Below are 12,668 nucleotides of genomic sequence, written 5' to 3' on the forward strand. Positions count from 1 at the left end.
CTCGTATGGTGCTGAAGCTCGTCGTGCTCATCTCAGGCACCGGATCCAACCTGCGCTCCCTCCTCGAGGCCTCGCGAGACGCCGCGTTCCCCGCTCGGGTCGTCGCGATCGGCGCCGACCGCGACGCCGACGGCCTCGCGCTCGGCGAGGAGTTCGGCATCCCGACCTTCACGGTGCCGTTCACCGCGTTCCCCGACCGCGACGCCTGGGGCGCCGAGCTCATCGAGCAGGTGCGCCTCTGGGAGCCCGACCTCGTGATCCTCTCCGGGCTCATGCGGCTCGTGCCGCCCGCGGTGGTCGACGCGTTCTCGCCGGCGCTCATCAACACGCACCCGGCCTACCTGCCGGAGTTCCCGGGCGCGCACGGCGTGCGCGACGCGCTGGCAGCCGGCGTCGACCAGACCGGCGCGAGCCTCATCGTCGTCGACAACTCGGTCGACGGCGGCCCCATCATCGCGCAGGAGCGCATCCCGGTGCTGCCGGGCGACACCGAGTCGACCCTGCACGACCGCATCAAGCCCGTGGAGCGCCGCCTGATGATCCAGGCCGTGCTCGACATCGCCAACTCCCATCTCGACCTGAAGGAACTCGCCCGATGAGCGGACACACGATCGACCCGAGCCTCTACCGCCCCCGCGACGTCGTGCCGGTGCGTCGGGCGCTCATCGCCGTGAGCGACAAGCGCGGGCTCGTCGAGCTGGCGTCCTCGCTCGTCGCCGCGGGCGTCGAGCTCGTCTCGACGGGCGGCACGGGCAAGGCGATCTCCGACGCCGGGCTCCCCGTCACGCAGGTCGCCGAGGTCACGGGCTACCCCGAGCACCTCGACGGGCGCGTGCGCACGCTCCACCCCGCCGTGCACTCGGGCCTGCTCGCCGACCTCCGGCTCGAGCACCACGAGACCCAGCTCGCCGAGCTCGACATCAAGCCCTACGAGCTCGTCGTCGTGAACCTCTACCCGTTCGCCGAGACCGTCGCGTCGGGCGCCGGCGAGGCCGAGGTCGTCGAGCAGATCGACATCGGCGGCCCCGCCATGGTGCGCGCCTCGGCGAAGAACCACGCGAACGTGGCCGTGGTCGTCTCGCCCGCCCGCTACGACGAGATCGCGGCGGCCGTCGCCGCCGGCGGCACGACGCTCGCGCAGCGCGCCGTGCTCGCACGCGAGGCGTTCCGCCACACCGCGTCGTACGACGTGGCCGTCGCCTCGTGGATCGGCAGCGTCGTCGCTCCCGACCAGTCGGCCGAGGAGTCGCCGTTCCCCGCATGGGTCGGCGGCACCTGGTCGAAGGACGCCGACCTCCGCTACGGCGAGAACTCGCACCAGAAGGCGGCGTTGTTCGCCTCGAACGGCGGCCGCCCCGGCATCGCCCAGGCCGTGCAGCTGCACGGCAAGGAGATGTCGTACAACAACTACGTCGACGCCGATGCCGCCGTGCGCGCCGCCTTCGACTTCGACGAGCCCGCGGTCGCGATCATCAAGCACGCGAACCCGTGCGGCATCGCCGTGGCGTCGGCCGGGGCATCCGACCCCATCGCCGACGCGCACGCCCGCGCGCACGAGTGCGACCCCGTCTCGGCCTTCGGCGGCGTGATCGCGGCCAACCGCACGGTCACGCTCGCCATGGCCGAGACCGTGTCGGGCATCTTCACCGAGGTGCTCATCGCGCCCGCCTTCGAGGCCGAGGCGCTCGAATTGCTCACGAAGAAGAAGAACATCCGCCTGCTCACGCTGCCGGAGGGCTTCGAGGCGACGACCGTCGAACTGAAGCAGGTCTCGGGCGGGCTCCTGCTGCAGCAGGCCGACCGCCACTTCGCCCCGGCCTCCGAGTGGACCCTCGCCGCCGGCGAACCGGCCGACGAGGCCACCCTCGCCGACCTCGAGTTCGCCTGGCGCGCGTGCCGTGCCGTGAAGTCGAACGCGATCCTCCTCGCCTCGGGCGGCGCCTCGGTCGGCGTCGGCATGGGCCAGGTCAACCGGGTCGACTCGTGCAAGCTCGCCGTCGAGCGCGCGGGCGACCGCGCCGAGGGCTCCGTCGCGGCATCCGACGCGTTCTTCCCCTTCGCCGACGGCCTGCAGATCCTGCTCGACGGCGGCGTGCGCGCGGTCGTGCAGCCCGGCGGTTCAGTGCGCGATGAAGAGGTCGTCGCGGCCGCGCGGGCCGCCGGCGTCACGATGTACTTCACGGGCGAGCGTCACTTCTTCCACTGATCGGCGACGGACGCCGCGGGCGGCCCCGGCTGCATCCGTGTCGTCTCGGGGCATTCGCGTCGTCCCGGCTCCGGGCCGTCGTCAACCCCGTCGACGCACCGCCCGATCGACGTATCCTTGAGGTGAAGGCGCTCATGAGGCGCCGGCACCGTTCCGCCCACAAGGCGGATGAACAAGGAGAACGATCGATGACGATCACCCACGCCCCGGCCGACCCCTTCGTGGCCCGGGCCACCGCAGCATCCCTCCCGCTCGAAGCCCCCGATCACGAGCGCGTGCTCATCTCGCACGGACGCCGATCGGGACTCTCCATCATCGTGGCCGTGCACTCGACCCGCCTCGGCCAGGCGCTCGGCGGCGCCCGCCTCTGGCGCTACGCGAGCTGGACCGACGGCCTCGCCGACGCGCTGCGCCTCTCGCAGGCGATGACCATGAAGAACGCGGCCGCCGGACTCGCACGCGGCGGCGGCAAGGCCGTCGTCGTGATCCCCGCCGATGCCGCCCTCGACCGGCGCGCCATCCACGACGCCATGCTCGACCTCGGCGATGCGGTCGAATCGCTCGGCGGCGCCTACATGACCGCCGAAGACGTCGGGACGAGCGCCGAGCTCATGGCCGTCGTCGCCGAGCGCACCGCGCACGTCTGCGGCCTCCCCGCCGAGCAGGGCGGCGTCGGCGAGCCCGCCGATGCGACCGCCGCCGGCGTCCACGCCTCGATCCTCGCGACGCTCGAGCACGTGTTCGGTTCGCGCGACCTCGCCGGTCGGCACCTCGTCATCTCGGGCCTCGGCCAGGTCGGCGGACGGCTCGCCCGCTCGCTCGCCGCGGGCGGAGCCCGGCTGACGGTGACCGACGTCGCCCCGGAGAAGCGCGCACTGGCCGACGAGCTCGGCGCCGCATGGGTCGACCCCGCCGATGCCCACCTCGTCGAGGCCGACGTGTTCGTGCCGTGCGGCCTCGGCGGCGTGCTGACGCCCGCGGTCGCGCGCCACCTGCGCGTGCGCGCCGTCGTCGGCGCCGCGAACAACCAGCTCGCCTCCCGCGACGTGGCCGGGCTGCTCACCGAGCGCGGCATCGTCTGGGCGCCCGACTTCGTCGTGAACGCCGGCGGGGTCATCTACCTCGACGTGGCGAGCGGCGAGAACGCCGACGCCGCGGCGCTCGACGCGCGCATCGCCGCGATCGGCGACACCGTGACATCCGTGCTCCGATCGGCCGACGAGCACGGCACCACGACGCTCGCGGCCGCCGACCGACTGGCGCACGCGCGACTCGACGCGGCGAACTGAGCGCGGCGGCGGGGCCGCTAGGCTCGAGTCCCATGACGTCCCCCGCCGCCACGCCCGCCGCCCCTGCCCGGTTCAAGCCCGAGCCGACGCTCGGACGCCGCGTGCTCGCCGTCTTCCTCGCCTCGGCGGCGGTCGCGGCCCTCGCCGGGGCGGTGGCCGTGGTCGCCTTCTTCATCGGCAACGGGCAGTCGCCGCAGGCGTTCGCCCAGATCTCGGGTCACTTCGCGCTCGTGGCGTTCATCACCTGGGCGCTGCTCTCGGTCGGCAATGCCGCCGGCGCGACGCGCGCGTGGTTCCTCACACTCATCACCGGGTTCACGTCGGCCTGCCTGGCAGCCCTGATCGGCACGACCGTCACCGCGACCTCCATCGGCGTGCCGTTCTCGGGGCCGCTCTTCCTCTTCGTCCTCGGCTCGCTCGTGAGCCTCAACCTGCTGTTCATCCTCGCGGTCGTCGCGGGCGAGGTGTTCCTCGCGCCGCGCGTGCTGCGCGGCATCCTCGACTACGCCCCGCAGCGCGCGCCGCGCCGCATCGCGCTCGTCCGCATCCCGGCGACGAACCTCGACGAGGGCCTCCTGACGCACCTCGAACGCCGCCCGGTCGACCACGCCCTCGCCGACGACCAGTGGGACAACTACTGCGCCGCACTCGTCGCCGAGGGCTGGGAGACGGTCGAGGTCGACGCCGCGCCCGACCTGGCCGACTCCGTGTTCGTCGAAGACGCGGTCGTGATGTTCGGCGACCTCGCCGTGATCGCCCATCCGGGCGCCGAGTCGCGGCGCCCCGAGACCGAGGCGGTCGAACGCGCGGTGCGCGCCATCCCCGGTGTCACCGTCGCGAGCATCCTCGCGCCCGGCACCCTCGACGGCGGCGACGTGCTCAAGGTCGGCTCGACGGTCTACGTCGGCGCGAGCGCACGCACCAACGCCGAGGGCATCCGCCAGCTTCGCGCGCTGCTCGCCCCGCACGGCTACGAGGTCGTCGCGGTGCCGCTCACCAAGGCCCTGCACCTCAAGAGCGCCGTCACCGCGCTGCCGGACGGCACCGTGATCGGCGACCCCGAGCGCGTCGACGTGCCGAGCCTGTTCCCGCGGTTCCTGCCGGTGCGCGAGCCCGAGGGCGTCGCGGTCGTCGCGCTCAGCGACGAATCGCTCCTCATGTCGTCGGCGGCGCCGCAGACCGCCGCCATGCTGTCGAACCTCGGCTACCGCGTCGTGACGGTCGACATCAGCGAGTTCGAGAAGCTCGAGGGCTGCGTCACGTGCCTGTCGGTGCGGGTGCGCTGAACGATCGCACCCGCCCGTCGTGCAGTTCGAGCACGCGGTCGGCTCGCTTCGCGAGCGCGGGATCGTGCGTGGTGACGACCGCGGCCACGCCGCGGGAGTGCACCAGGTCGCCGATGAGGTCCATCACGGTGGCCGCCGTGGTGCTGTCGAGCTGACCCGTCGGTTCGTCGGCGAGCAGCAGCGGCGGCCTCGCGACGATCGCGCGGGCGATGCCGACACGTCGCTGCTGACCGCCAGAGAGCTCGTAGGGGCGCTGAGCGCCGTGCGCGCCGAGTCCGACGGCGTCGAGCGCCTCGGCCACGCGCGTGTCGCGCTCGCCCGGCGCCAGGCGGAGCAGCCGCAGCGGGACTTCGACGTTCTCGGAAGCGGAGAGCACCGGGATCAGCCCGAACGACTGGAAGACGTACCCGAGTCGGTCGCGCCGCAGGGCCGCGAGTTCGTCGTCGCCGAGCGTGGAGAGGTCGACGTCGCCGAGCAGCACGCGCCCCGAGGTGGGTCGATCGAGCCCGCCGAGCAGGTTCAGCAGGGTCGTCTTGCCCGCACCGGACGGACCGGTGACGACGACCAGTTCGCCGGGGCGCACCTCGAGCGAGACGTCCGAGACGGCGTGCACGACCCCGGCGTCCGTGGCGAAGTCCCGGCTGACGTGCTCGGCTCTGAGCGTGGTCATCGCGGCTCCTCGGTCGTGGGACGGTCATCGCCGTCGGTCGCGGCATGCGCGAGCGTCTCGTCGGGTGCGTCGGGTGCGTCGGGTGGGTCGGTCGGGGCGTCCCCTTCGGCGACCGTGCCGCCCGCCGCATCCGCAGAGCCCATGCCCGAGCCGGTGCCGGAACCCGAGCCGGTGCCGCTGCCGGGCCAGACGCCCACGTGATCGGGCTCGAGCGCGAGGCGCACGCGGTCGCGCAGGTCGAGCCGTTGCACGAACTCGTGCGGGAGCTGCAGGCGGCCCACGCGGTCGAGCACGGCGAACTCCTCGGCGACGTGCTCCTCGCCTCCGTGCTCGTCGAGCCTGGTCGAGCGCAGCACCTCGGTGGACGTGCGGCCGTCGCGGATCTGCACCGTGCGCCGCACATGGCCCGACACGGTCGGGTCGTGGGTGACGATGAGGGTGGTGACGCCGAGCTCCTCGTTGACGCTGCGCATGGCCTCGAGCACGCTCGCGGAGGTCGCTTCGTCGAGCTCGCCGGTGGGTTCGTCGGCGAGGAGCACGAGCGGCGAGTTCGCGAGGGCGACGGCGATCGCGACCCGCTGCTGCTGCCCGCCAGAGAGCTCCGCGGGCCGGCGGTCGCGGAACGCGCCGACCTGGAGCAGGTCGAGCAGGCCGTCGATGCGCGACGCCCGTGCGGCGCCCCGCACCGTGCCAGCCACGGTCATCGCGAGCGCGATGTTCTCGGCGGCCGTGAGATAGGGGAGCAGGTTGCGCGAGGCCTGCTGCCAGACGAACCCGACGGTTCGGCGGCGGTACTCGACGCGCTCGCGCGCCCGCATCGCGAGCAGATCGTGACCGGCCACGCTCGCGCTGCCGGCCGTGGCGGTGTCGAGGCCGGAGAGGATGGTGAGGAGTGTCGACTTGCCCGAGCCCGAGGCTCCGACCACGGCCACCATCTCGCCGGGATCGACGCGCAGGTTCAGGCCCTGCAGCGCCTGCACTTCGACCCCGTCGGCCGTGAAGATGCGCACCAGGTCGTTGCACAGGATGTGCGGGCCGGTCGGCGTGTCTGCCACGGTGTTCATCCTTCCTCCTCCTTGCGCAGTGCGCGTGCCACGTCGATGCGCGACCCGAGCGATGCGGCCAGCGTCGACGCGACGACCGTGACGACGACGGATGCCGCGAGCACGGTCGTGATGAGCCAGGGATCGTAGGCGACCTCGGGCTGCGTTTCGCCGCCGGTGAACGCGCTCAGGTCGATGCCGCCGAGCACGACGTACGGCAGGACGGCTCCCAGCGCCGCGCCGACGAGGAGCGAGATCGCCGTCACCGGTCCGATCTCCCAGGCGACGAGCGCCCGTCGCCCGCGGCGGTCGAGCCCGAGCGTCGCGAGCACGGGCAGCAGGCGGTCGCGACCAGGGCGTCCGACCACGAGGGTCAGCACGATCGCGAATGCGGTCAGCAGGCTCGAGAGCACGATGGCGGCGGTGAGCGCCGCGACGAGCCCGCGAACGGTCGTCGTGGACCCGAGCCGGTCGGCGACGCTCTCGGCGGTCTCGATGGTGCTGCCCTCGCCGACGATCTCGGCCAGGTCGCCCACGATGTCGTCGTCCTCGACGTCGGCGCCCGCGTCGAAGCGGACGAGGACCGTGCGCGGCACGAGCGTGGACGTGTATGGGGCGGCGTTCGCCTGGTCCATGAGCATCCAGTTCACTCGGGGCGAGTAGGCGGTCGTGCCGTCGACGACGCCCTCGACCACGTACGGGTCGCCCTCGATCGTGACGTCGGCCGCGTCGACGGTGCCGGCGGCGACGAGGCCAGAGACGAGCACGGGGACGCCGGCGTCGCCCGGTGGGGCGGTGAGCGAATCGGGGAGCGGCGTGGCATCCGTTCGGCCGGCCTGGACTGCCTGCATCTCGGCCACGTCGATCACGATGAGGGTCGTCGTCCGCTGGCGCCCATCGACCGAGAGCGAGACGCTGCGGGTCGAGTAGACGGGGGCGATCACGTCGACGCCCGGCACCTCGCGCATCGCCTCGAGTTGCACCCGCGTGAGCGGAAGGCCGGAGACCGAGGCATCCGCCCCGACACGGTGGGATGCGACGGCCTCGACGCCGGAGCGGATGGTGCCGAGCAGCACCGAGGAGAACACCGCCACCGACACGCCGACGACGACCGCGAGCACCGGGACGAGGCCGGCCGAGGGATCGCGGAGCGCGCGCGCCGAGCCGAGGAACCCGACGAGGCCCGGCCGTGCGGCCATCGACCTGACGATGCGGCGGAGCGGGACGGGGTAGATGCGGAGCACGACGATGCAGGCCACGAGCGCGAGCAGCAGGGGCACGGCCGCGAGCAGCGGGTCGACGCCGACGGTCGCTGCCGAGCTCGCGAGACCGCGCCGGAGCAGCAGGGCGACGGCGGCCGCGGCGAGGAGCAGGACGACGAGCTCGCCGAGGCGGCGCAGGCGACCGCCGCCCGTCGTGCCGAGGTCGGTGCGAGCGCGGCGGAGCGGGCTCAGCGACGGAGCCGAGGCGAGCAGCAGCGCCGCCGGAGTCAGGGCGAACACCGCGGCGACGGCGATGCCGACCGAGCCGCCGTCGGCCGCGACGGCGAGGGCTCCGCCGATGCCGCCGACGATCGCCGCCGGGACGCCGATCGCGAGTCCTTCGAGGGCGAGGATGCCGCGCAGTCGGCCGGTCGAGGCGCCGCGGGCGGCGATGAGCTCGAGGCTCTGGCGGCGACGTTCGAACACGGTCCGCCCGCCGAGGACCAGCACCGCGATCATCACGCCGATCGGGCCGGAGGCGACGGTGGCGAGCACGGCGTCGCCCGCGGTGGCTGCGGTCGCGGCGATCGCGAGCTCGTCGCGCAGGCTGCTCGAGAACGACAGGTCGCCGACGATCCCGTACTCCTCGAGCCAGGTGCCCGACCCGACCGTGTGCGGATCACTGGCGAACCGGCCGAGCCGGCTCTGCAGGTCTGCGGACCCGTCGGCGGTGATGCGCGTGGGCTCGACGGGGACCCAGACGGTCAGCGTGAGCGGCACGTCCGCCGTCGCGAATGCGGGCCACGAGACGGGGTCGAGGAACGCGACCGCGGTGATCTCGGGAGCGGAGATCCCGTTGTCGACGACGGAGGGGGCGAGGGCGGGGAGCACGTGGGTCCAGACGCCGGCGCCGGCGTCGACGGGTGCGACCGTCCCCGAGAGGACGACGCGCTGTTCGCCGCCCCCGACCGCGATCGTCCGCGCTTCGTCGACCGGCCACTCCATGCGCTCGGCCACCGGGTCCGTCAGCACGATCGCGATCGGCGCGGAGGAGGGCACGTCCGCATCCACCGGTGCGGGCCAGGTGCCTGACGTGAGTTCGAGGTCCTCGCGCATGTGCGGGTCGAAGCCGGGCATGATCCGATACGAGGGCGATCCGGCCCCGGCACCGTCGACCTGCGCGCGGATCGGCCCCACGGTGAGGACGGCGCGAGGTGGAGCCATGACGGCCGCGAGCTCGGCGGGCATGTCGTCGACGACGGCCGTGAGGCGGTCCTCGGTCGCGCCCCAGACGGCCGCGACGTCGTCGTCGAGCTCGGTCGGGCCCGTGGCCGGGCCCGTTTCGGGGTGGTCTCTCGACGTCGCGGTGAGATCCAGTTCTGCGGCGGGCACGTCGGCGAGTTGCTCGTGCACGGCCTGCGTGTGCAGCAACGTGGCGGCTCGGGGCACCGCGACCGCGAGGAATGCGCCGATGAGCACGAGCAGGGCGAGCGCGATCGACGCGCCCGGCGCGTCGGCGAGCTGCCGTCGGAGGAGGCCCGCCGACGAGAGCGTCGAGCGCCGGTACCGGCGACGTCGCGGATGCCGCGCGGTCATCGTTCCTCCTCGCGGATTCCGGGCGTCGCGGCGAGACGCCGGACCGCCGCCGCTGCCGCCCAGCCGATCGCGGCCGAGGCGACGAGGAAGGCGAGCAGGCCGAGCGCCCATGGCGCCGCGTCGAACTCGAGGTCGACCGCCAGCGCACCGGGCGCGCCGGAGACGGCCGCCCTGGCGAGCTCGCGCGCGGTCACGGCGGCGGAGACGACGCCGATGACGACGCCGATGAACGTCGCCGTGAGGAGCGAGACCGAGAGCTCGGCGAAGCGCGCCCGTGCCTGGATGCCGGCCGGCACGCCGAGTGCGCGCAGCACGACGACCTCGCCGAACCGGGCTCGCGCGAGCGCGGTCGTGAGCGCGGCGAGCGCGACCGCGGCGAACAGCAGTGCGCCCGCAGCAGCTGTCCAGAGGGCCTGGACGGCGGGGCCGATGAGCGGCGCGGAGGAGGCGTCCGCACGAGTGGTGGCGGTGAGCGCGACGGCGGACTGCTGCCGGACCTCGTCGGCGACCGCCGGGGGATCCAGGGTCGAGAGCCAGCGTTCGGTGTAGGCGGGAACGCCGGCGTCGGCGTCGAACGCCGCTCGCGAGATCTCGGCGAGGTCGGCGAGCAGGCCGGAGTCGCCGGCGCCGGGCACCGCGGCGACGACGTCGGCCACGGTCGCGTCGACGTCGGCGCCACCGGTGATGATCCGGAATGCGAAGGTGTCGCCGGGGCGCACGTCGATGCGCTCCGCGAGCGCGGCGCCGAGCACGACGGGCACCGGGGCGCGCGGGGCGGTGCCCGCGATGCCGACCCTGCCGGTCGGCTGCGTCGCGTCGAGCGTGGTCTCGCCGTCGACTTGGAGGCCGGATGCCGCGGGCACGCCGTCGATCGAGAGCGGGCCGAATCGTGCCACGACCTCGCCGACGCCCTGCGACCCGGAGAGCGACGCGTCGAAGCCGAGCAGCTGCAGGCCGGCGGCATCGGGCAGCTCGACCCGCGCCGTGCCGCCGCCGGCACCGACTGGAATCGTTCCCGCGTCGAGTCGGCTCGCCTCGCCGTCCGCGCCGAGAAGCCAGGCGGAGACGGCGACCTCGCCGGGCGTTCCCTCGGGGGAGGTGAGGCTCACGTCGACCTCGAGGCTCGATGCACCCGAGGGGAGCGCGGACGCGTCCGAGTGCGGCGGGAGGCCGGAGGCGACCGCGCCGAGTCCGGGACCGAATCGCGCCGCATCCGAGGCCGACAGGGCGATGAGCGTCGTCGGGTCCGAGCCGATGCGGGCCTCGCCGCGGAAGACCGGGAGGTTCGCGTCGACGGCGGCGAGCGTCGCGAACGGGTCGTCGAGGGCGAGCGGGTCGGCGCCGAGGACGACCGTCCGACCCGCGTAGGCGATGCGCACGTCGCCCCCGACGGCGACCGACGCGGCCGTCCGGTCGAAGGCCTGCCAACTGCCGGCGAACGCGGCCGCGAGTGTCAGGGCGCCGACGGCGAGCATCGTCATCAGCGACGCCGAGGCGTAGAGGCCCGCGCGCCGGGCGAGCTGGCGCATCGGCAGCGACGGCACCAGTCCGGGACGCGCTGCCGCGATCCGTTCGAGCAGGCGCGCAACCGGGCGCACGAGGCCGTTGCCGACCAGTGCGAGCGCGATGAGCACGAGGACCGGCGCGAGCACGGCGATGGGATCCACCTCGAGACCGCCGGAGGCGTTCGCGACGAGCGGCGACCCGTACAGCCGGAACTGCCAGAGGGACACCGCCGCTGCGATGACGACGAGGAGCACCCCGCCCGCGGTCGCGGCTCGGGGCACGCGCCCGACCTCGTCGCCCGAGCCGCGGAGCATCGGCCTCGTCGCCTGCCACCAGGCCCGACCGGCCAGGAGCGCGACCGCGCCCAGCAGGCAGGTGGCCGCGACGGCGGCCGCGATCGACCACGATGCCGCCTCCCCGGGGCGCGCGATGGCGAGCACGGCGTCGGCGAGCACGACGCCGGCGATCGCGGCGGGGGCTGCGACGGCGACCGCCTCGAGGGCCGCGGTCGCGGCGAGTCTGGATGCCGAGGCGCCACGTGCCCGGAGCAGCAGCGTCTCGCCGCGCCGGCCGGCGGCGAGGAGGGCCGAGAGGCGGTCGAGCGCCGCGAACCCCGCGAACGCGAGGACCAGCACGGGCAGCGGCAGGATCGCGCGCACCGTCGTGAGTCTCGCGAGCAGGCGGTCGAGCGTGAGCACGAGCGTGCCCGACGCGCCGAGCCCGTCGTCGCCGAGGTCGTCCTGCGCGCGCAGGGTGGGCTCGACGTCCGGCAGGGCGGAGCGCAGATCTGCGGCGAGTTCGGGCGTCATCCCGCCTGGCGCGACGGTCGCGGTCCAGCGCACCACGACCGCGGCCGGCAGGTCGACGAGGTCGGCCTCGTCGGCCACGACGAACGGGCCGGCGACGCCGTCGAGCACGCCGGCCGAGACGATCGGCTCCGCGAACCACGCCGGATCCGCCGGATCGGACGGCATCCACGTGCCGACGACCCGCAGTCGCACGGGATCGGTGCCGCCGACGACGAGCTCGTCGCCGAGTTCGAGGCCGAGTTCGTGCGCGGCCGTGGCCTGCACCGCCGTGGGCACCGCGCCCGGTCCGCCACCGGTCTGCCGGGCCTCGGCGCCATCGGGCCAGACGCCGCTCACGAGATCGGCGCGGGCCGCCGCTGACGCGTCGGCGAGCAGCACCGCGTCGAAGGCGGCGTCGTCGGCGCTCGCGTCGACGGGCGCGGTCTGCACGGACCTGCTCCACGCCGCGCCGTTCGGCACGAGCATGCGGTCGAGGACGGATGCCGCGGCATCCGCCTGTGCGACGGGATCGCCGGAGAGACGGATCTGCCATCTCGCGGCGCCCTCGGTGCCGGTCGCCGACGCGAGGCCGCTGCGCAGGCCGCTCAGCGAGGCGCCCGCGAGGGAGTCGATGATCGCCGTGCCGAGGAACGCGAGCACGAGCACGGCCGCCGCGATCGCGGCGAACACGCCGCGGTGGGCGCCGGCGCGCGCCACAGCGGTCGATGTCGCTCCCACGCGATCTCCTCGTTGAAGGTTCGGGGTCGCGCCGTGGAGGAATGGTCGGGGCGGAGCAGTGCAGGGCGCCCCTCAGCGCATGACGAGTCCGCACAGCCTATCCGCACCGGTGGTGTTGCGTGCGACGCGTCGAACGTCGTAGTCTGTAGGGCTGGCTGCGCTCGCGCCGCCGGCTGGTGAAGAAGACGATGACGCAGGAGGACACCATGCAGACAGACAGCTACGCCCGCCCGTTCGTGGCCGGTAGCGCTCTGCGTCCGGTCTCCCGGGTCACGGGCATCTCAGGGTAGTTCGCACCCGGCCCCGCAGGCCCCGCCTGCCTGATCAGCGGTAGCCCCGCATCC

General features: G+C 74.1%; 8 protein-coding genes. 4 read left to right on the top strand and 4 right to left on the bottom strand.

Translation table 11 applies throughout. The features are described from left to right. The first annotated feature begins 8 nt into the window (after positions 1-8). From purN to ddaH, 4 genes are all read left to right on the top strand, one after another. Complete coding sequence (gene purN / locus ABIC29_RS04475; RefSeq protein WP_116082376.1) at positions 9-599, top strand: phosphoribosylglycinamide formyltransferase; 591 nt, start codon at positions 9-11, stop codon at positions 597-599. After that, the gene (purH, locus tag ABIC29_RS04480) at positions 596-2,206 is read left to right on the top strand and encodes a bifunctional phosphoribosylaminoimidazolecarboxamide formyltransferase/IMP cyclohydrolase (protein ID WP_354243136.1); all 1,611 of its coding nucleotides are present in this window, start codon (positions 596-598) and stop codon (positions 2,204-2,206) included. Before purN ends, purH begins: the two co-directional genes overlap by 4 nt. A 188-nt stretch (positions 2,207-2,394) precedes the next feature. Then, a complete protein-coding gene (locus tag ABIC29_RS04485) occupies positions 2,395-3,495 on the top strand; it encodes a Glu/Leu/Phe/Val dehydrogenase family protein (protein ID WP_354243139.1) in 1,101 nt (366 codons plus the stop codon). 32 nt (positions 3,496-3,527) lie between these two features. Next, positions 3,528-4,781, top strand: a complete 1,254-nt coding sequence (ddaH, locus tag ABIC29_RS04490) for a dimethylargininase (protein ID WP_116081023.1) — start codon at positions 3,528-3,530, stop codon at positions 4,779-4,781. Here ddaH and ABIC29_RS04495 read toward each other — a convergent pair. The 4 genes from ABIC29_RS04495 to ABIC29_RS04510 are packed head-to-tail and all read right to left on the bottom strand — an operon-like array spanning position 4,753 to position 12,324. Beyond that, positions 4,753-5,451, bottom strand: a complete 699-nt coding sequence (locus ABIC29_RS04495) for an ABC transporter ATP-binding protein (protein ID WP_354243142.1) — start codon at positions 5,449-5,451, stop codon at positions 4,753-4,755. The two genes, ddaH and ABIC29_RS04495, sit on opposite strands and share 29 nt — an antisense overlap. Then, positions 5,448-6,515, bottom strand: coding sequence for an ABC transporter ATP-binding protein (locus ABIC29_RS04500; RefSeq protein ID WP_354243145.1), 1,068 nt, complete (start codon positions 6,513-6,515; stop codon positions 5,448-5,450). The genes ABIC29_RS04495 and ABIC29_RS04500 overlap by 4 nt, the downstream gene beginning before the upstream one ends. Further along, complete coding sequence (locus tag ABIC29_RS04505; RefSeq protein ID WP_354243148.1) at positions 6,512-9,292, bottom strand: FtsX-like permease family protein; 2,781 nt, start codon at positions 9,290-9,292, stop codon at positions 6,512-6,514. Before ABIC29_RS04505 ends, ABIC29_RS04500 begins: the two co-directional genes overlap by 4 nt. After that, entirely contained in the window at positions 9,289-12,324 is a 3,036-nt protein-coding gene (locus ABIC29_RS04510; RefSeq protein ID WP_354243151.1) for a hypothetical protein, read from the bottom strand. The genes ABIC29_RS04505 and ABIC29_RS04510 overlap by 4 nt, the downstream gene beginning before the upstream one ends. Positions 12,325-12,668: the final 344 nt, after the last annotated feature.

It is taken from the genome of Agromyces sp. PvR057, assembly GCF_040547485.1.
GTDB lineage: Bacteria > Actinomycetota > Actinomycetes > Actinomycetales > Microbacteriaceae > Agromyces.